This window comes from Arthrobacter sp. B3I9 (assembly GCF_030816935.1).
GTDB lineage: Bacteria > Actinomycetota > Actinomycetes > Actinomycetales > Micrococcaceae > Arthrobacter.
Map to the genome: position 1 here is coordinate 3,403,427 of NZ_JAUSYO010000001.1, position 17,884 is coordinate 3,421,310.

A 17,884-nucleotide genomic window follows, 5' to 3' on the forward strand; every position below is an offset into this window, starting at 1 on the left:
GGGGGCATGGCTCCCCTTTACGCATTCGCCGGCGACACTCCGGCCGTCCATGATTCCGCCTTCATCGCCCCCACGGCCTCGGTCATCGGCAAGGCCACGCTGGCGGAAAACTCCAGCGCATTCTACGGCGTCTCCGTCCGGGCGGACACCGCCGCGATCACCGTGGGCGCCGGCACCAACCTGCAGGACAACGTGGTGCTGCACGCCGACGCCGGGTTCCCCTGCACGGTCGGGGCGCGCGTCAGCGTCGGGCACAATGCCGTCGTGCATGGCTGCACGGTGGAGGACGACTGCCTGATCGGCATGAGCGCCACCATCCTCAACGGCGCCGTGATCGGTGCCGGGTCGCTGGTCGCCGCCGGGGCCGTGGTGCTGGAGGGCACCATCGTGCCGCCGCGCTCGCTTGTCGCCGGAGTGCCGGCCAAGGTCCGCCGCGAACTCAACGACGAGGAATTTGCCGGGGTCCAGCGCAACGCGGCGCACTACCAGGACCTGGCCCGGGCCCACCGGGAGCTGCACGGCTCCTGACGGCCGGCGCACCAGCCGCGGCAGCGGAAAGCCTCGCGCACCGACCGGGCACCCTCCGCGAGCGCTTAGTCGAGCGTAACCGGGCCGATTTCCTCCAGCAGCTCCCCTGGCCCCGGGTTGTCCGGAGACGTCCGGCCGCCCAAGTGGTTGACCACGCCCCACACCGCGTTCAGCCCGGTGGTGACGGCACCTTCGGCCCAGCCGGCCGTAAAGGACACGTCGTCCCCGGCCAGGAAAATGCCGCGCTGGTGCACGGCCAGCTCGTCCTGCTTGAAATGCGTGAACAGCCGTTGCTGGTAGCGGTAGTGCCCCGGCAGGTTCGCCTTGAACGCGCCCATGAAGTTGGGGTCCGCCTCCCACGAGACCGTGATGGGCTGCCCCACGATGTGGCCGGCGATGTCGACGTCGGGGTAGATCTGGGCGAGCGAGTGCAGCATCAGCTCCACGCGTTCGTCGGCATCCAGCGCCAGCCATTTGAGCGCATCGTCATTCCAGGTGTAGGACAGCAGGATCACCGCCGGCTGGTCGGGTCCGTTATCCAGCAGGTACGTCGCCCGGTTGAGTCGGTCCGTGAGCGTCATGGAAAGGACGTCCCGGCCGCTTGCTGGGTCGATGTCCTTCCAGAAGGGCCGGTCCACCATGACAAAGGTCTTGGATGACTGCATGTAGTGCGAGCGCTCGATCGCCGTCCAGAGCTCGGCGGGAAACAGCTTCTCCTCCGTATGGATCCGGGTGGACAGCAACCAGGACTGGCAGGTGGTGACGACGGCGGGGTAGGCGGACTCGCGGCCCCACCGTTCCCGGACGCGGAAGTTCCCCTCCCCGTCCCGCGCGATCCGGTCCACCGCACCGCGCGGGGCTCCGGCGTGCAGCGACGCGAGGGAGGTCCCGTCGGGCCAGTGCGCCATGCCCGACGGCGCGTGTTGCCACAGTGCCTCGGGGAGCCGCTGGGCTCCGCCGGCGATAAGGCGGTGCTGGTCGTCAGCGTCGGTGTAGACCACGCGCAGGATTTCCAGGATGGAGTTGGGAAAGTCCGTGTCCCAGCCCCCTGTACCGAAGCCCACCTGGCCGAACGCCTCCCGGTGGGCGAAGCCGGCCTGCTTGAACGAGTCGCTGCCTGCGATGAAGCCGTAGAACGTCTGTTCATCCAGCAGCGGGAGCAGTTCGTTCCAGAGCTCCTTGATCCGCACCGTGTCCCGGGCCCGGATGGCGTCCTGCATTTCGATGAACATGGCGCCGTCACTTACCGCGGCCTTCCAGGCATCAGCCACCTCACGGAAGAACGGCGGAAGGTCAGCGGGCGTTTCGGCGTAGTACTTCTTCCCCGCGAGCTCGATCACCGTACTGGAGGTGGCGCCTGCCAGCGGGTTGGGAAAATCCCGGGTCTCCAGTCCCAGCAGGTCCACGTAATGGTAGAAGGCCTTGCCCGAGACCGGGAACCGCATCCCACCGAGGTCGGCGACCACTCCGGGGGCGGACGGGAAGCTGGCGGTGCGAAGCCGCCCACCGATCCGGTCCGCCTCGTAGACCACCGGGCGCAGGCCGAGCTTCATCAGTTCGTACGCCGTCACCAAGCCCGACAACCCGGCCCCGACCACCGCGACCTCCGTCCCGTACAGCTCGGCCGGAACCGAGCCCAGGCCGTCCGGGTGGGCCAGATAATGGTCGTAGCTGAACGGGAAGTCCGGGTTCAGCATGGTGATCGGCCCTGCTGCGGCGTCGCTGCGACGCCGCGCGTCGGAGCTTGGGGCTGGCAGTTCGGTGGCGGTGGTCATGAGCGGCTTGCTTTCGTCGGTTCTGAGCTGGACTGGGTGGAGCTGGACTGGGTGGAGCTGGACTGGGTGGTGTCGGACGGGGCGTCGGTAGTGGCGTCGGTAGTTTGTCCGCCGGACAGTTCACGGTATTCCTCCGCACTCAGGGCCGCCACCCTCGAGTTCCGGCGCCCGTAGCCGAAGTAGGCGGCGATGCCCACGAGCATCCAGATGCCGAAGGTCGCCCACGTATCCGCCCCGAGATTAGCCATCAAGTAGGCGCACATGAGGGCTCCCAGAATGGGCGTGAGAGGAAATAGCGGGACGCGGAAGGTCCGCTTAAGTTCGGGGCGCTTGCGCCGCAGGTAGACGACGGCGACGTTGACCAGGGCGAAGGCGAAGAGGGTTCCGATGCTGGTGGCGTCCGCCAGCGCGCCGAGTGGAACCAGCCCCGCGGCGAGCGCCACCAGGGTGCCCACGATCAGAGTGCCCGCGGCGGGGGTCCCGGTCCGCCGAGATACCCGGCCGAAAATCTTCGGCACCATCCCGTCCCGCGCCATGGACAGCAGGATCCGGGTCTGTCCGTACAGGACGGTCAGCACGATGCTGGCGATCGCCAGGACCGCCCCGACGGCGAAGACGACGGCGATCCAGGGCTGCCCGGTGATCTCCTCCAGGATTTTCACGAGGGCGGCGTCCGTACCGTCGAACCAGCCCCACGGCCGGGCACCGATCGCCGCGACGGCGACGAGCACGTAGACGGTGGTGACGATCAGCATGGAGAGCAGGATGGCCCGCGGAAGGTCCCGCTTGGGGTTCCGTGCTTCCTCACCGGCAGTGGAGGCCGCGTCGAAGCCGATGTAGGAGAAGAAGACGCTGGACGCGGCGGCGGAGACACCGGCGGCACCCATGGGCAGGAGCGGCTCGAAGTTGCCGGCGTTGAAAGCGGTGAAGGCCACAGCGCAGAAGAAGACCAGGATCCCGACCTTTATCATCACGATGGCGGTGTTGATCCAGGCGCTTTCCTTGGCCCCCCGGACAAGCAGGACCATGGCAAGGACCACAATGACCATGGCTGGGATGTTCAGGACACCGCCGTCACCGGGCGGCTGCGAGATGGCGTCCGGGAGCGTCAAACCGAAGACGGCCAATGCTTCGTTGATGTACTGGCCGGCCCCGACGGCGACGGCGGCCACGGAGACAGCGTATTCCAGGACCAGGCACCAACCGCAGATCCAGGCCATTCCTTCGCCCATGGTCGCGTACGTATATGAGTAGCTCGAACCTGCGGCGGGAACCAGTCCGGCCATCTCCGCGTAGGAGACGGCGGACAGCAGGGCCGCCAGCCCGGCAATCGCAAAGGAGATCCAGATCGCCGGGCCGGCAAGCGGCACCGACTCGCCCAGGATCACCAGAATGCCGGTGCCAAGGGTGGCGCCAACGCTGATCATTGTCAGCTGCAGCACCCCGAAGCTGCGGACCAGCCCGGTCCCGCCGTGGCCGGTCTCGGCTTCGCTGACCAGCTGTCCAATGGGCTTCCTCCGAAGCAGTTGAGCTGCGAGGCCGGGACGGCCGGCAACGGCCGGAGGCCGTTCCCGGATAAGAGTAGGCGCAGTCATCATTGACGTCCGTTCGAGAGTAGTGATGGTTGTCTTCCCCGGTTCAGCCTAGGGCTGTGAGCCAACTCTCATCGATGTGCAAACTGACCTATAATTGGCTGGCATGAGACGTATTGCACCAAAACGGCCGGCCCCCTCCTGCCCCGCCAGGCAGAGCCTGCCAGCCGGAAATCGCCGTGGCTGCTGACGCCGGGGAGCGGCTGGGCTTTGTCACCCTGGGGCAGTTCCTCCAGCAACTGCCGGCCGAACTCACCGTCCTGCACGACGGCGGCAACCAGGCAGACCGGCTGCGCTGGGTGGAGCCCAGCGAACTTGAAGACCCGACGCCCTACCTGCTCGACGGCGAATTCCTGCTGACCGCAGGGCTCCCGTTTCTGGGCGATGGGGGCGGCCCGGACCGGATTGGCGCCTATGTGGACCGCCTGGTTGCGGCCGGCGTCGGCGCCCTGGGGTTCGGTCTGGAACCCTACTTCGACGCGGTGCCCGAGGGCGTTGTCGCTGCCTGCCGGCAGCGCAACCTCACGCTCGTCGCCATCCCTGGGTCCATACCATTCGCTGCGATCGGGCTGGCATTTTCACAACTGCTGGAATCCGAGAATGCCACGACGTTTCGCCAGCTGGCTGACGCCAACCGGCAGCTCATGCGCGCCGTCCTGTCGGCCCGCCCCGAACACGAACTGCTGGCCGTACTGGTACAACGGGTTCCGGTGTGGGCCATCCTTGTCGGTGCTGACGGACGCATTAGGGCCCGCGGTACCGGCGGCGCCCAGGGCACCGGGCCCTTCGCCGGCCGCGAACCGGCCGCCCTGCAGCCGCTGCTGGCAAAGCTGCTGAGCGGCAGCGGCCCGCGGGTGGAGCTTGACTCATTTGACGACGCCGGCTCCGCCCTGGTGTTCGGCCACCCCCTGCGCAGCTCCCGGGACGCCAATCTGGGCGCGCTCGTCCTCGGCACTGACAACCCGCTGACGCCCGCGCAGAACAGCGTTGTCTCGGCCGCCGTCGGCCTGCTGGAGCTCCTGGTCCGCCAGCGCACAAGCGGCTCGCTGGCCCCTAGCCAACTGGCCACGGCCCTGCTGCTGCATCCGGAAACCTGCAGTGCGGGCGGGACCCAGGACATGAACGGCCTCAAGGACCTGGTTACCCAGAGCGTCTCCTCGGCCCGCTCCGGGCAGCTTCGGGTTGTCCAGGGGATCAACTTGGCGGGCACCGTTGTCCGCACCGGTGAAAGTCCGGTGCGGGAACTATTGGAGTGGCGCAGGTTGTTCGACACCAAGCTGGTGGAGATCACGGATTACGGATTTGCCGCCATCACCAGGCTGAAGGTTGACCATGCCCTGCTCGCGGAGGTCGAGCGGCTGGGCTGGCGTCTGGTGGTGGGTAGGGCGGTCGAAGTCGACGGCTTCGCCGAAGCCTACCGACGGAGTTCCTCGCTCCGCGGACGGGTGCGGACCAGCCGGCGCAGCATCCGCGAAGACGACGTGACCTTTTCACTGGCCGGACTGCTGGGTACCGAGGCGGGCGTCATGTTGGCCGCACGCCTGCTCGCGCCGGTCCTGCGGCTGGAAGCCGGGCGCCGGGACGCGCTGCTGGCCGTCCTCCGGGCCTGGCTGGCCGAGAACGGCAGCTGGGATGCAACGGCGAAGGCCACCGGGCTGCACCGCAACAGCGTACGCCGGCACATCGGGACGCTCGCGGAGCTGCTGGACCTGGATCTCAACCAGGCCCAAGCGCGGGCCGAACTATGGATCGCCTTGCAGTACACCGATCCGATTCCGGGCACGGAGGCAGGGACACCATCGGTTCCGGACAACCGCGCAGCTCAGGTGCCCCAGGACCGGTAGGTCTGCGGACGGCGGTCGGCCAGGTACGCCACAGCAGCCTCCGGGGCTTCCCCGGGACCGCTCTCCGCGCCTGCCGTGGCCGGTTCCGGCAGCTCGGCGAACAGCAGTTCGGGACCCGGTCCGGCCTCGGCCAATAAGGACCCGTCCGGAGCTGCGACCACGCTGCCGCCCAGGAAATTGCACCCGGCCTCCGTGCCGGAGTGGTTGGCGTAGGCCACGGTGACCTGGTTTTCCAGCGCCCGAGCCCGGACCAGCAGTTGGGGAACAGCCTGAAATCCCACGGAAAGGGCGGTCGGAACGAGAACCAGTCGGGCCCCTTGGACGGCGGCCGCGCGGACTGTCTCGGGGAACTCGACGTCGTAGCAAATCACCAGGGAAATCGGGACGCCGTGGAGGTCTGCCACCCCTGGAGCGGCGTCGGCAGGGCTGAAAGCCTGCCGTTCCTCCGGCCCGAACAACTGGACCTTGGCATAGCTGAGCAGTTCGACTCCCTCGGCATCGACGAGGGTGGCGGTGATCTGCCAGTCCCCCTTCGGCGTGACGGCCGGGAGGCTGTACACCAGGGCAATCCGGTGCCGGGCGGCGATGGCGGCGAGGTTCCGGTGGACGGACGCGAGCCCGGCGGGGTCAAATTCCGCGCGGATTTTTTCAGGGGCGTAGCCGACTGGAAACAGCTCGGGAGTGAGCAACACGTGGGCACCAGCCGCGGCGGCCTCGCCGGCCGCCTCGTCCACCGCGGCACAGTTCGCCGCCACATCCAGAACGGCGGCGTTCGCCTGCATTAGGGCCAGCAGCACCATTCCACCTCGGCATCTCCAAACGTCCGCACCGGGGCGGCGGACGTGCTTCCCCTCAGCCTAGCCACGCACCGCGGGCACGCCGCCGGTGCATTTCGGCCCGGCGCGGTCCATCCCGGGGCGGAACGTCCCGCGCGTCCCAACAACGACCCCTGGCGCTTGCGTTAACTTCTTGACTACAAGTGCGGGATGCGTCACGCTTCATTGCATGCCCTCATCAACGCGCTCAACGAGGAGCCGAACCAAAAACCCCGGATCGCAGTCCGCACTCCGGCACCTGAACCAGCAACGGATCATCGAATGCCTCCTGGCGGGGCCTTCCACCCAGGCTGAACTGGCACGGCAGACGGGCCTGTCCACCGCCACGGTGTCCAACATCGTGCGCATCATGCAGGATGCCGGCCTCGCTTCAACCGAGCCGATCACCAGCTCCGGGCGGCGCGCCCTGAACGTCCGGCTCAACAGCAATGGCGCCGTGGCTGTGGGCATCGACTTCGGCCGCCGGCACCTGCGCGGGTGGTCCTCGCGTCCCTCAGCTACCACGTGATCGCCGAGGAATCGGTGCTGCTGCCACTGGGCCACCATGCCGAAGAAGGCATTTCCGCCGCCGTCGGACTGCTGGACCGCCTGCTGGAGGACGGCAGGGTGGAACGCAGCGCCGTCGTGGGTGCCGGCGTAGGCATTCCGGGCCCGATTGACCGCCGCACCGGCACCGTGGTGCAGGGCGCCATCCTTCCCGAATGGGTAGGCATCAACATCCTGCAGAGGCTCGAGGACGCCCTGGACATGCCGGTTTTCGTGGACAACGACGCGAACCTGGGCGCCCTGTCCGAGGTGACCTGGGGGCCGCACGGCGGAATCGGCAACCTGCTGTTCCTGAAGATCGGCTCGGGCATCGGTGCCGGCCTGATTCTTAATGGCGTTCCCTACTACGGCAACGTCGGGATCACCGGCGAGATCGGCCACGCCACCATCCACGAACACGGCATGATCTGCCGCTGCGGTAACCGCGGCTGCCTTGAGACCATTGCCTCCACCACCACCATGATCGAACTGCTGGGCCGCGGCGAGGACAAACCGCTGGCAGCGGACGACATCGTCCGCAAGGCCCTCGCACGCGATTCGGCCACCCTGCGTGTCGTGGACGACGCCGGACTTGCCGTGGGCCGCGCCCTCGGCAATGTGGCGAACCTGATCAACCCTGAAGTGATCGTGGTAGGCGGTCCGCTCGCCGGACTCGGGAGGCTGCTGCTGGACCCGATCCGAAGGGGCCTGATCCGCCACGCTGTCCCCGTGATCGGCGAGACCACCACCCTCACGATGTCCTCATTGGGCAACCGTGCGGAGGCCCTTGGAGCCACGTCCCTGGTCTTCCAACACGCCGGAATCCGGCGGCGCTAAGCTTTTCGTTATCGGCCCGTTGCGTTAAAGACTTGACGACAACGGCCCGCACCGAGTTTACTTTTGCATCAGACGGCCCTGCGGTTTGCAGGGGCGGACAACGAAGTCACGCATTGGAGGCGTAAGGGCAGATGACGTCCCTCGACACGCATAGCGATCCGATAATTCTCGAGATGCGCTCCATCACCAAGGAATTCCCCGGCGTTAAAGCATTGTCGGAGGTGAACCTCCGGGTGAAGGCAGGCGAGATCCACGCCATCTGCGGCGAAAACGGCGCCGGCAAGTCCACGCTCATGAAGGTCCTCTCCGGGGTCTACCCGTTCGGCAGCTACACCGGCGACATCGTCTACCAGAACGAGGTCCAGCAGTACAAGGACATCCGTGCCAGCGAGCACGCCGGCATCGTGATCATCCACCAGGAACTCGCGCTGATCCCCGAGCTGTCCATCATGGAGAACATTTTCCTCGGCAACGAGCCGACCAAGCGCGGCGTGATCGACTGGGCCGAGGCCCGGATCCGGTCCACTGAACTGCTGGCCCGGGTGGGCCTGCGCGAGGACCCGGACACCCCCATCAAGGAAATCGGTGTCGGCAAGCAGCAGCTCGTGGAAATCGCGAAGGCGCTGAACAAGTCCGTGAAGCTGCTGATCCTGGACGAACCCACCGCTGCCCTGAACGAGTCGGACTCCCAGCACCTGCTGGATCTGATGCTCGGCCTGAAGGGCCGGGGCATCACGTCCATCATCATTTCCCACAAGCTCAACGAGATCGAGCAGATCGCGGACTCCATCACCATCATCCGCGACGGCAAGTCGATCGAGACGCTCGATGTGAAGGCCGACGGCGTCGACGAGGACCGGATCATCAAGGGCATGGTCGGCCGGACGCTTGAGTCTCGCTTCCCGGACCACGAACCCAAGATCGGCGAGGTGTTCTTCGAGGTCAAGAACTGGAACGTGGGCCACCCGCAGATCCAGGACCGCCTGGTCTGCAAGAACTCGAACTTCTTCGTCCGCCGGGGCGAGATCGTCGGTTTCGCCGGCCTGATGGGCGCCGGACGCACCGAGCTCGCCCGCTCCGTCTTCGGCCGGTCCTACGGCCGCTTCATCTCCGGGCAGGTGTACAAGGAGGGCAAGGAGCTGCACCTCAAGAACGTCCGCCAGGCCATCGACTCCGGCCTGGGCTACGTCACCGAGGACCGCAAGTCCCTCGGCCTGAACCTGCTCGACGACATCAAGGCCACCACCGTCTCGGCAAACCTGCGCAAGATCAGCAAGCACAGCGTGGTGGACGCCAACCAGGAATTCACCGTCGCCGAGCAGTACCGCAAGTCGCTGCGCACCAAGGCGCCGACCGTCGAGGAGGGAGTCGCCAAACTCTCCGGCGGCAACCAGCAGAAGGTGGTCCTGGCGAAGTGGATGTTCACCGATCCGGACCTGCTGATCCTGGACGAACCCACCCGCGGGATCGACGTCGGCGCCAAGTACGAGATCTACGGCATCATCCAGCAGCTCGCCAACCAGGGTAAGGGCGTCATCGTCATTTCCTCTGAACTGCCGGAGCTGCTGGGCCTCTCAGACCGGATCTACACCATCTTCGAGGGCGCCATCACGGGCGTGCTCGACAAGAACGAAGCCAGCCAGGAAAGCCTCATGAAACTCATGACTTCCGCCCGCAAGACCGCCTGACCTCTGCGGCCATCCAGAACAATCCGATCACTGACGGAAAACAAGGACTGAAACAATGAACGCGCTCAAGAAGCTCTTTGGCGGCAATACCCGCCAGTTCGGCATGATCTTCGCCTTGGTTGCGCTGATCGTCTTCTTCCAGATTTTCACAGAGGGCCGCACGCTCACGCCGGGCAACGTCATCAACCTCTTCAACGGCAACTCCTACATCCTGATCCTCGCGATCGGCATGGTCCTGGTGATCATCGCCGGCCACATCGATCTCTCGGTGGGCTCGGTCGCCGCCTTCGTGGGCGTCACCGTGGCGCTGGTCCTCCGCGACTGGCACACCCCCTGGTACGTCGGCGTCCTGCTGGGCCTGCTGCTCGGAGCCGTGATCGGCGCCTGGCAAGGGTTCTGGACGGCCTATGTCGGCATTCCGGCGTTCATCGTGACCCTGGCCGGCATGCTCCTCTTCCGCGGCTTCAACCAGTTCGTCGGCAAGTCCAACACCATTCCGGTGCCGTCGGACTTCCAGTACCTCGGTTCCGGTTACCTGCCGGAGGTCGGGCCCAATACGGGCTTCAACAACCTCACCCTGCTGCTGGGCCTGCTCGCCGTCGCCTATGTCATTTACAGCGAGATCCGGTCCCGCCGCACCGCCAAGGCCCTCGGCGCCGAGGTGCCCGAAAGCTGGGTCTCCATCACCAAGCTGGTCCTGATCTGCGGCGCCATTCTGTACGCGACCTACCTCTTTGCCACCGGCCGCCCGGGCACGTCCTTCCCCATCCCCGGACTCATCCTCGCGGTCCTAGTCATCGTCTACGGCTTCATCTCCTCCAAGACCATCATCGGCCGCCACATCTACGCAGTGGGCGGTAACCGGCACGCCGCGGAGCTCTCCGGCGTCCAGTCCAAGAAGGTCAACTTCCTGGTCATGATGAACATGTCCATCCTCGCCGGCCTCGCCGGCATGATCTTCGTCGGCCGCTCCACCGCCTCCGGCCCGTTCGACGGCGTCGGCTGGGAACTGGACGCCATCGCGGCTGTCTTCATCGGCGGCGCTGCCGTGACCGGCGGCGTGGGCACCGTGATCGGTTCGATTGTCGGCGGCCTGGTGATGGCGGTCCTGAACAACGGCCTGCAGCTCCTCGGCGTCGGCGCGGACCTCACCCAGATCATCAAAGGCCTCGTGCTGCTGATCGCCGTCGCGTTCGACGTCTACAACAAGAGCCAGGGCAAGAAGTCGATCATCGGCATGATGATGAAGAACTTCAACCGCAGCAGCACAGAACTCCAGCCGGACGAAACCACCTCCACCAAAGAGGTCATCTCGAAGGGAGCCTGAGCGGCTCCCTGTCCGAGATCCCCTGATTTTCCCCACACCATCTAAAGAAAGTGAACCAAGCAATGCAACTGATTGGTAAAGCAGGAAAGGCAGCAGCGATCGCTGCTATTGCGGCACTGGCGCTGACAGCCTGCGGCCGTTCCGAAACAGCCACCGGCGGCTCCACCGCCGGCGGCGAGGCGTTCCCGAAGAACTCCCCGATCGGCGTCGCGCTCCCCCAGAAGACATCGGAAAACTGGGTCCTCGCGGAGAAGCTGTTCAATGACGGCCTCAACGGTGCCGGCTTCAAGGCCGATGTGCAGTTCGCCAACGGCGGCGTTTCGGAGCAGCAGAACCAGATCAGCGCCATGGTCACCAAGGGCGCCAAGGTCATCGTCGTCGGCGCCATCGACGGTGCGCAGCTGGGCACCCAGCTCAAGCAGGCCAAGGATTCCGGCGCCACGATCATCGCGTATGACCGCCTGCTCCTGAACACCGAGAACGTGGACTACTACGTGGCCTACGACAACTTCAAGGTCGGTGTCCTCCAGGGCCAGGCGCTGCTGGACGGAATGAAGGCCAAGAAGGCCACCGGCCCGTACAACATCGAGCTGTTCGCCGGTTCACCCGATGACGCCAACGCAAAGGTCTTCTTCGACGGCGCCATGAGCGTGCTGAAGCCGAAGATCGACGACGGCACCCTGAAGGTGCTCTCCGGCCAGACGAGCTTCGAGCAGGCCGTCACCCAGGGCTGGAAGGCCGAGAACGCCCAGCGTCGTGCTGACACCCTGCTGACCGGCAGCTACGGCAGCGCGTCCCTCGACGGCGTGCTGTCCCCGAACGACACGCTGGCCCGCGCGGTGCTGACCTCGGTCAAGGCTGCCGGCAAGCCGCTGCCCGTCATCACCGGCCAGGACTCCGAGGTTGAGTCCGTCAAGTCCATCCTTGCCGGTGAGCAGTACTCCACCATCAACAAGGACACCCGCAAGCTCGTTGAGCACGCGATCACCATGGTCAAGGACATCCAGGCAGGCAAGAAGCCCGAGATCAACGACGACAAGTCCTACAACAACAAGGTCAAGACCGTCCCGGCCTACCTGCTGGAGCCGGTCATCGTGACCAAGGAAAACGTCAAGACGGCGTACGCCGACGATCCGGTACTCGGACCGATGACGAAGTAGTTCCGGTTCAGGCGCGGCCTCGTGCAGCGCTGAACCTGCACCGCGCTGGACCTGCAACACTGGGCCCCGGCTCCCCCGCAAGGGAGGGCCGGGGCTTTTGCATGCCCGGCCGGCGCAGCGCGGCAGGCGGACCCCACGCGGGTGAGAGGATGGCACCATGACAGCCCTCATCGCTACACCCTGGCTTTCGGGCCAGCCGGACCAGGACCCCCGAACAGCCACCGGCGCCAGATTGCGGTGGGGTGTGATCGCCACCGGCGGCATTGCCGCGACGGTCACCCGGGACCTGGAGCTCCTTCCGGACGCCGAGCTTTACGCCGTAAGTTCGCGCACCCAGTCGGCCGCGGACGCGTTCGCGGCCGACTACGGCTTTTCCCGCGCATATGGGGACGCGGGCAGCCTGACCGGCTACGAGCGGCTGCTCGCCGACGAAGCCGTGGACGTCGTCTACGTGGCGACGCCGCACGCCCAACACCACGCGGTCGCCCTGGCCGCCCTGAACGCCGGCAAGCATGTTTTGTGCGAAAAGGCCCTCACCGTGAACGCCCGCGAGGCCAGCGAACTGCTGGCGGTGGCCCGGGACAAGGGGTTGTTCCTGATGGAAGCCATGTGGAGCCGCTTCCTGCCCAGCATGCAGCGCGCCTTCGAGATCGCGGCGTCCGGTGAAATCGGCGAGGTCAAGTGGGTGGGGGCCGATCTCGGATTTCCAGCGCCCTATTCGCCCACCTCCCGGTTATGGGCACCCCGCGACGGCGGCGGCGCGCTGCTGGACATAACCGTTTATCCTTTGCTGTGGGCGCTGGGCACGCTGGGTTTTCCGCAGACCGTCAGCGCCACTGGCTGGGTCAACGACGACGGCGTGGACGCCCAGAACGCGCTTACGCTCGGTTACAACCATGGCGCCCAGGCGCAGCTCACCTCCTCGTTGCTGGCGCACGGACCGCGCACTGCCACCGTGGCCGGCAGCGCTGGTTTCCTGCAGGCAATCGGCTCGATCAACAACCCGAAGGAACTCCAGATCCGGGTCGGCTTTGACGATGCGCGCATTGAACGGTTCGACGTCGTCGGGAGGGGCTACAGCTACGAATTGCGCGAGGTGACCCGCTGTATCCAGCACGGCCTGACGGAGAGCCCGGTGATGCCGCTGGAGGATTCGCTGAACACCATGCGGCTCTTCGACGGCGTGCGCGCGCAGCTGGGTGTCAGCTACGCAAATGACGCCCGCTGACCGGGTCCACGCGGCGTAAAAGCCGTCCCATGAGCGCGCAGGTCCGCGCATTTTTCCGCGCACTCTGGACTGACCCCTCCGGCCGGACTTACCCTGTAGGCATCGTCGAGCTCTTGGGGAATGGGGTGTGCGCAATGGACCCAGCAAAAGTCCTGATGCGCCCGCGCCGCCCAATCCGGCGGGTGATTCTGGCTGGCGTCGCTGGAATCGCCTGGCTGACGCTTTCCGCGACCGCTGCAAACGCCGACGACGCCGCCACTTCAGTTACAGCGGCCGGCAGCTCCGGGACGTCCGTCTCCACGTCACTTGCGGTGGCGTCGGACATCATCGGTATGCCCGGAATGGCATATTTTGCGACTTCGCCGCCCGCCTTAGGCCAGGCGTCAGATGAGGCAGCTGTGGTAACGCCGCCGCTCGTTCCGGAGAAGGCGAGACCGGACCCTTCACCTTCAGCAGCGGTCCCCAAAGCCCCCGTGATACCCCCCGCATCCGGCTCGACCGCACCGGTGCACCGTCCTGATGCCGGGGCTCCGTCCCCGACAGCGTCTGCCACGCCCGTCGCCGACCCGGCCGATCCGGCTCCTGTTACCGAGCCCGCCGCCCCGGTCAAACCCGTAGCCCCGGTCAAACCCGCCGCCGCGGTCAAACCCGTAACTGAGCCCCAGCCAGCCGAGCCCGCACCCGTGGCTTCGGAACCTGCACCCGGGCCTGCATCCGACGCTTCGGAACCTGCACCCGGGCCGGTGGCGAACGCAGGCGATAACTCAGATTCAGAACCGGCTCCGGATTCAAACCGTGCCAACCCCTCGCCAGAACCATCGGAACCGGCGACGGAGCCGACCGAGCCCGTGAGCGCCCCGGACTCGGATTCTGGTACGGCCATACCCACGCCTGAGCCCACCCGCCCCTCCGTTGACGCCGACGATGACCAGGGTGTGGAAGACGATGACCCGGGTGTGGAACCGGTCTCCGACCCGGGCTCGGACCCGGTCATACCCGTGCCTGCGCCTCACCCTGATGCGAATTCCGGTTCCGCCTCAAACTCAGATTCCGGCCGGCCCTCGAAACCCGCCCCTGCTCCAACCAAGCCCACGCCTGGTGCAAGCGAGCCCGCTGCCCCCGGTACTCCAGCCACCCCCGCCACCCCGGGCCCGGGCAAGGTTCCGCCCGGTGCTTCCGACCAGACCACGCCCGACCAGACCAAGCCCGGCGCGACCAAGCCGGACCCGACCAAGCCCGGCGCGACCAAACCCGACGCCACGAAGCCCGGCGCGACCAAACCCGACGCCACGAAGCCCGGCGCGACCAAACCCGACCCGACGAAGCCCGGCGCGACCAAACCCGACCCGACGAAGCCCGACCCGACCAAACCCGACGCCACGAAACCGGACCCGACGAAGCCCGACGCCACGAAGCCAGACCCGACGAAGCCCGACCCCGCCAAGCCCGACGCCACGAAGCCAGACCCGACGAACCCAGGTTCAACTACCCCCGCTCCGGGCGCCCCTGCCTCGGGCGCCCCTGCCTCGGGCACTCCCGCCCCGGGCACCGCGGCAGCGGATCTCGCCGTGACGGGACCCGTTCACCCCGTGGCTCCGGGTGCCAAGAAAACGCCCGTGGCAGTCGTGGAAGCCACCCGGGAGCCTGCGGTGGCGGCTACCGCACCCGAAGCGCGGCCCGATTGTGATGCCCAGGCCCAGGCCGGGCCTGCTCCACGCGAGTTCATGACGGCGCGGGAGCGTGCCCCGATCCGGAATGCCTACGTCCCACCTGCGCCCGGTACTGCACCTGTTCCTGAGCCTGCTTCGGGCGCGCCAGCCGCACCCCCGACAACTCCTCCCGCCGTCCCGGGCCACCCCGGTCCGTCCGGTCCAGGCGGGCCCAACCCGTTGCACGGCGGTCCTGGCCTGCCCGCGCCTGATGCCCTGCCTGCCGGCCCCGGCTCGGGATCGGGCAACGCCCAATCCTCCAACGGTCCTGCGGGCGCTGCTGCCTGGTTGCCAAACCTGTACCTGTTTATTCCCAGCGCCGAAGCCGATCCCATTCGCGGCCCGCTGCAGCACGAGCACTCGGCATTCGCAGCTGATCCCGGTTCATCTCCTGACTAGTTAGCCGTCTCTGCCCTCCACAGAGCACGGCCAATCGGGCTGCCTTGAGGCGCCCGCCAACAGTCATTCAGGAGATCTCCAATGGACGCCCCCGTCCCCGCCCGGACTTCCGGCACCCCTTTTGCCACCGTCATGCGTCATGGCGCCCGCTGCTCGGTTAGCGCCCCGGTCGGGCCGCACCGCTTCTCAGCTGAGCGCCGGCGTCGGCCCGTGTTTTCTCACAAGCCCCGGTGGGCCGGCTCCGCCCGGCAACTGGCGCGCCGAAAACCGTCCCGCCGGCAGGACGAACACCCGCCCTAGTAAAGAGACCGATCCCGTCCTGGTCCTGTGACCGCCGGAGGGACGTCGTTGGGTCCGCTGGGGGACTCAACGGCATTCGCAGACTCCGGTGGAGCACCGCCTCCACACCGCGGCCGCCCTTCGCGGCTGCGGTGTGAGTCGGCGGATCCCCGTACTATCCTTTAGGGGCGCCGCCGTGGCGTCCGGGAAAGGACGGGGAAAACGTGGACAGCTCGCCTAACAGCGTCGCGGTTGATCTTGTCGGCGGCCGCTACCGGCTCGGCGACGTTATTGGCCGCGGTGGCATGTCGGCCGTCTATGCCGCCACGGATGTGAACCTCGGCCGCGAGGTGGCACTGAAGCTCTTTGCTCCCCACTCGGCCGATCCTGACGAACTCAGGCGCCAAGAGGCCGAGATTGAGCTCCTGGCGGCGCTGAACCACCCGAACCTGGTCACACTCTTCGACGCGGGGGTCGACGACCGGAACCCGGAGGAGCCCCGCCCCTTCCTGACCATGGAGCTGGTGGACGGCCAGGACCTCCGGACCCGGATCCGGCGGACTCCCCTCTCGCTCAACGAACTGGCCGTCGTCGGTGCCGGTGTGGCAGACGCCCTGGCCTACGTGCATGCGCTGGGCATCATCCACCGGGACATCAAGCCCGCCAACATCCTGCTTGTGCGGGGACGGCCCGGCGAACCGCTGCGGCCGAAGCTGACGGACTTCGGGATCGCCCGCATCGTCGACGACACCCGGCTCACTGCGACCGGCACCATGGTGGGCACCGCCGCCTATCTGAGCCCGGAACAGGCCCGGGGCGCCGACCTTGGACCGGCAAGCGACATCTATTCGCTCGGTCTCGTGCTGCTCGAATGTCTCAAGGGGGAAATCGAGTTCCCGGGCGGTGCAGTGGAATCCGCCGTCGCGCGTCTCCACCGGGCCCCGTCCATCCCGGAGACTGTCCCGGCCGACTGGGCCCACCTGTTCCAGTCCCTGACCGCACTGGATCCACTGGACCGTCCGGCCGCCGCGGACCTGGCAACCGCGCTTCGCCAGGCGCTCGTCTCGCCCCAGTCGCTGCCCGGCGTCCTGGCCGAGGAACAAACGAGGATACTGCCGGTTCCGCCCGCCCGACCCCCGCGAGCGGCGCTGCCGCCGGAGAACGACACCGCACCGCGGCCCCTTCCCCCGCTGGATCCGGATACGGCCGGTGCCCGGGCGATGCCCCCGGTCCGGGGAAAGCCCCGGCCGGCAACAACCTCCCTCGGCGCACGCGCGGTTGCCCGGTTCCGGGGTGCCACCGTGCGCACCCGCATGGCGGCACTCCTTGTCCTGCTCGCTGTGCTGGGAGGACTGGCGGTGGCCGCCACTGTGGTTCCTTCCCTCGTGGCGCCGGAAGCACCCGCCGTCGTGCCCTATCCGACCGTGACAGGCATTCTGGGCGAACACCTGGCGGAACTGCAGAAGAGCGTGCAGCCATGAGCGCGCGAACCATAATGGGCGCCGGGGGCCGTGCCTGGCATCCGGCTGCCGGCCTGCTCGTGACTGCCGTTCTCGCGGCAGCGCTGGCCGGCTGCTCCGCTCCGCCGCCCGAGCTCGGACGCGACGCAGCCCAGCAGTTCCAGTCCAAGGTCCTGGCCGTCACGGAGGCTGCTGCCGTCAATGACACTGCGGGTTCCCTGAAGCTCCTGGATGAACTTGTCGTCGGGCTGGATGACGCCGCGGCACGCGGTGAAGTGTCGTTCAAGCGCCACCAGAGCATCAAGACTTCCATCGACGCCGTCCGTGTGGACCTTATGGCACAGCAGGCCGCTGCTGCCGAGGCGGCAGCGGAAGCGGCCCGGGTGGCAGCTGAACAGGAAGCGGCCGCGCAGGCGGCGGCAAAGTCGGCTGCCGACGCCGCGGCTGCGCAGGAAGCGGCTGACCAGGCGGCAGCTGCCCAGGCGGCGGCCGCGCGGGCCGCTGCGGCAGCACCGCCACCAGCGGTGGTGGCACCCGCTCCCGCGCCCCCGCCGCAGAATCCAGCCAAGGGCGGTAAAGCCAAGGGCAAGGACAAAAACGGCTGAGGTCCGGACCCTGAAATGGGTCCGGCCAGAAAGAAGGACTGACACCAAAGGGAGGAGCCAGGCGGCTGCTCCCTTTGGTGTCAGAGGCTATG

General features: G+C 67.2%; 12 protein-coding genes and 1 pseudogene. 10 read left to right on the plus strand and 3 right to left on the minus strand.

The features are described from left to right. Positions 1-6 precede the first annotated feature (6 nt). Positions 7-528: a gamma carbonic anhydrase family protein gene (locus tag QFZ65_RS15760; RefSeq protein ID WP_306911628.1), complete on the plus strand. Its 522-nt coding sequence runs from the start codon at positions 7-9 to the stop codon at positions 526-528. A gap of 65 nt (positions 529-593) precedes the next feature. Here QFZ65_RS15760 and QFZ65_RS15765 read toward each other — a convergent pair whose 3' ends face one another. Next, positions 594-2,303, minus strand: coding sequence for an NAD(P)/FAD-dependent oxidoreductase (locus QFZ65_RS15765; RefSeq protein WP_306911629.1), 1,710 nt, complete (start codon positions 2,301-2,303; stop codon positions 594-596). Next, the gene (locus QFZ65_RS15770; RefSeq protein ID WP_306912614.1) at positions 2,300-3,898 is read right to left on the minus strand and encodes an amino acid permease; all 1,599 of its coding nucleotides are present in this window, start codon (positions 3,896-3,898) and stop codon (positions 2,300-2,302) included. Before QFZ65_RS15770 ends, QFZ65_RS15765 begins: the two co-directional genes overlap by 4 nt. Positions 3,899-4,068: 170 nt before the next feature. Here QFZ65_RS15770 and QFZ65_RS15775 point away from each other — a divergent pair, with 170 nt between their 5' ends. Beyond that, positions 4,069-5,739, plus strand: coding sequence for a PucR family transcriptional regulator (locus QFZ65_RS15775; RefSeq protein WP_373427644.1), 1,671 nt, complete (start codon positions 4,069-4,071; stop codon positions 5,737-5,739). Here QFZ65_RS15775 and QFZ65_RS15780 read toward each other — a convergent pair. Next, positions 5,718-6,539, minus strand: a complete 822-nt coding sequence (locus QFZ65_RS15780; protein ID WP_306911631.1) for a nitrilase-related carbon-nitrogen hydrolase — start codon at positions 6,537-6,539, stop codon at positions 5,718-5,720. The two genes, QFZ65_RS15775 and QFZ65_RS15780, sit on opposite strands and share 22 nt — an antisense overlap. Positions 6,540-6,744: 205 nt before the next feature. On the opposite strand from QFZ65_RS15780, the pseudogene QFZ65_RS15785 reads away from it, so the two are divergent. From QFZ65_RS15785 to QFZ65_RS15820, 8 genes and pseudogenes are all read left to right on the plus strand, one after another. Continuing rightward, positions 6,745-7,937 (plus strand): annotated as a pseudogene (locus QFZ65_RS15785) (ROK family transcriptional regulator). Between the two features lie 131 nt (positions 7,938-8,068). Then, entirely contained in the window at positions 8,069-9,625 is a 1,557-nt protein-coding gene (gene mmsA / locus QFZ65_RS15790) for a multiple monosaccharide ABC transporter ATP-binding protein (protein WP_306911632.1), read from the plus strand. A gap of 55 nt (positions 9,626-9,680) precedes the next feature. Further along, positions 9,681-10,952, plus strand: coding sequence for a multiple monosaccharide ABC transporter permease (mmsB, locus tag QFZ65_RS15795; protein WP_306911633.1), 1,272 nt, complete (start codon positions 9,681-9,683; stop codon positions 10,950-10,952). Positions 10,953-11,014: 62 nt separating this feature from the next. Next, a complete protein-coding gene (locus QFZ65_RS15800; protein WP_306911634.1) occupies positions 11,015-12,112 on the plus strand; it encodes a sugar-binding protein in 1,098 nt (365 codons plus the stop codon). Positions 12,113-12,269: 157 nt separating this feature from the next. Continuing rightward, positions 12,270-13,340: a Gfo/Idh/MocA family protein gene (locus QFZ65_RS15805; protein WP_306911635.1), complete on the plus strand. Its 1,071-nt coding sequence runs from the start codon at positions 12,270-12,272 to the stop codon at positions 13,338-13,340. A gap of 848 nt (positions 13,341-14,188) precedes the next feature. Then, the gene (locus QFZ65_RS15810) at positions 14,189-15,448 is read left to right on the plus strand and encodes a hypothetical protein (protein WP_306911636.1); all 1,260 of its coding nucleotides are present in this window, start codon (positions 14,189-14,191) and stop codon (positions 15,446-15,448) included. Positions 15,449-15,951: 503 nt separating this feature from the next. Then, a complete protein-coding gene (locus QFZ65_RS15815) occupies positions 15,952-17,208 on the plus strand; it encodes a serine/threonine-protein kinase (RefSeq protein ID WP_306911637.1) in 1,257 nt (418 codons plus the stop codon). After that, on the plus strand, positions 17,205-17,792 hold the full coding sequence (locus QFZ65_RS15820) for a mucin-associated surface protein (protein WP_306911638.1): 588 nt from the start codon (positions 17,205-17,207) through the stop codon (positions 17,790-17,792). The genes QFZ65_RS15815 and QFZ65_RS15820 overlap by 4 nt, the downstream gene beginning before the upstream one ends. Positions 17,793-17,884: the final 92 nt, after the last annotated feature.

Bases quoted from the DNA above. Each gene is read 5' to 3' on its own strand.
- QFZ65_RS15760 (WP_306911628.1), top strand. From the start codon at position 7: ATGGCTCCCCTTTACGCATTCGCCGGCGACACTCCGGCCGTCCATGAT.
- mmsA (WP_306911632.1), top strand. From the start codon at position 8,069: ATGACGTCCCTCGACACGCATAGCGATCCGATAATTCTCGAGATGCGC.
- QFZ65_RS15820 (WP_306911638.1), top strand. From the start codon at position 17,205: ATGAGCGCGCGAACCATAATGGGCGCCGGGGGCCGTGCCTGGCATCCG.
- mmsB (WP_306911633.1), top strand. From the start codon at position 9,681: ATGAACGCGCTCAAGAAGCTCTTTGGCGGCAATACCCGCCAGTTCGGC.
- QFZ65_RS15770 (WP_306912614.1), bottom strand. From the start codon at position 3,898: ATGACTGCGCCTACTCTTATCCGGGAACGGCCTCCGGCCGTTGCCGGC.
- QFZ65_RS15765 (WP_306911629.1), bottom strand. From the start codon at position 2,303: ATGACCACCGCCACCGAACTGCCAGCCCCAAGCTCCGACGCGCGGCGT.
- QFZ65_RS15780 (WP_306911631.1), bottom strand. From the start codon at position 6,539: ATGGTGCTGCTGGCCCTAATGCAGGCGAACGCCGCCGTTCTGGATGTG.
- QFZ65_RS15800 (WP_306911634.1), top strand. From the start codon at position 11,015: ATGCAACTGATTGGTAAAGCAGGAAAGGCAGCAGCGATCGCTGCTATT.
- QFZ65_RS15805 (WP_306911635.1), top strand. From the start codon at position 12,270: ATGACAGCCCTCATCGCTACACCCTGGCTTTCGGGCCAGCCGGACCAG.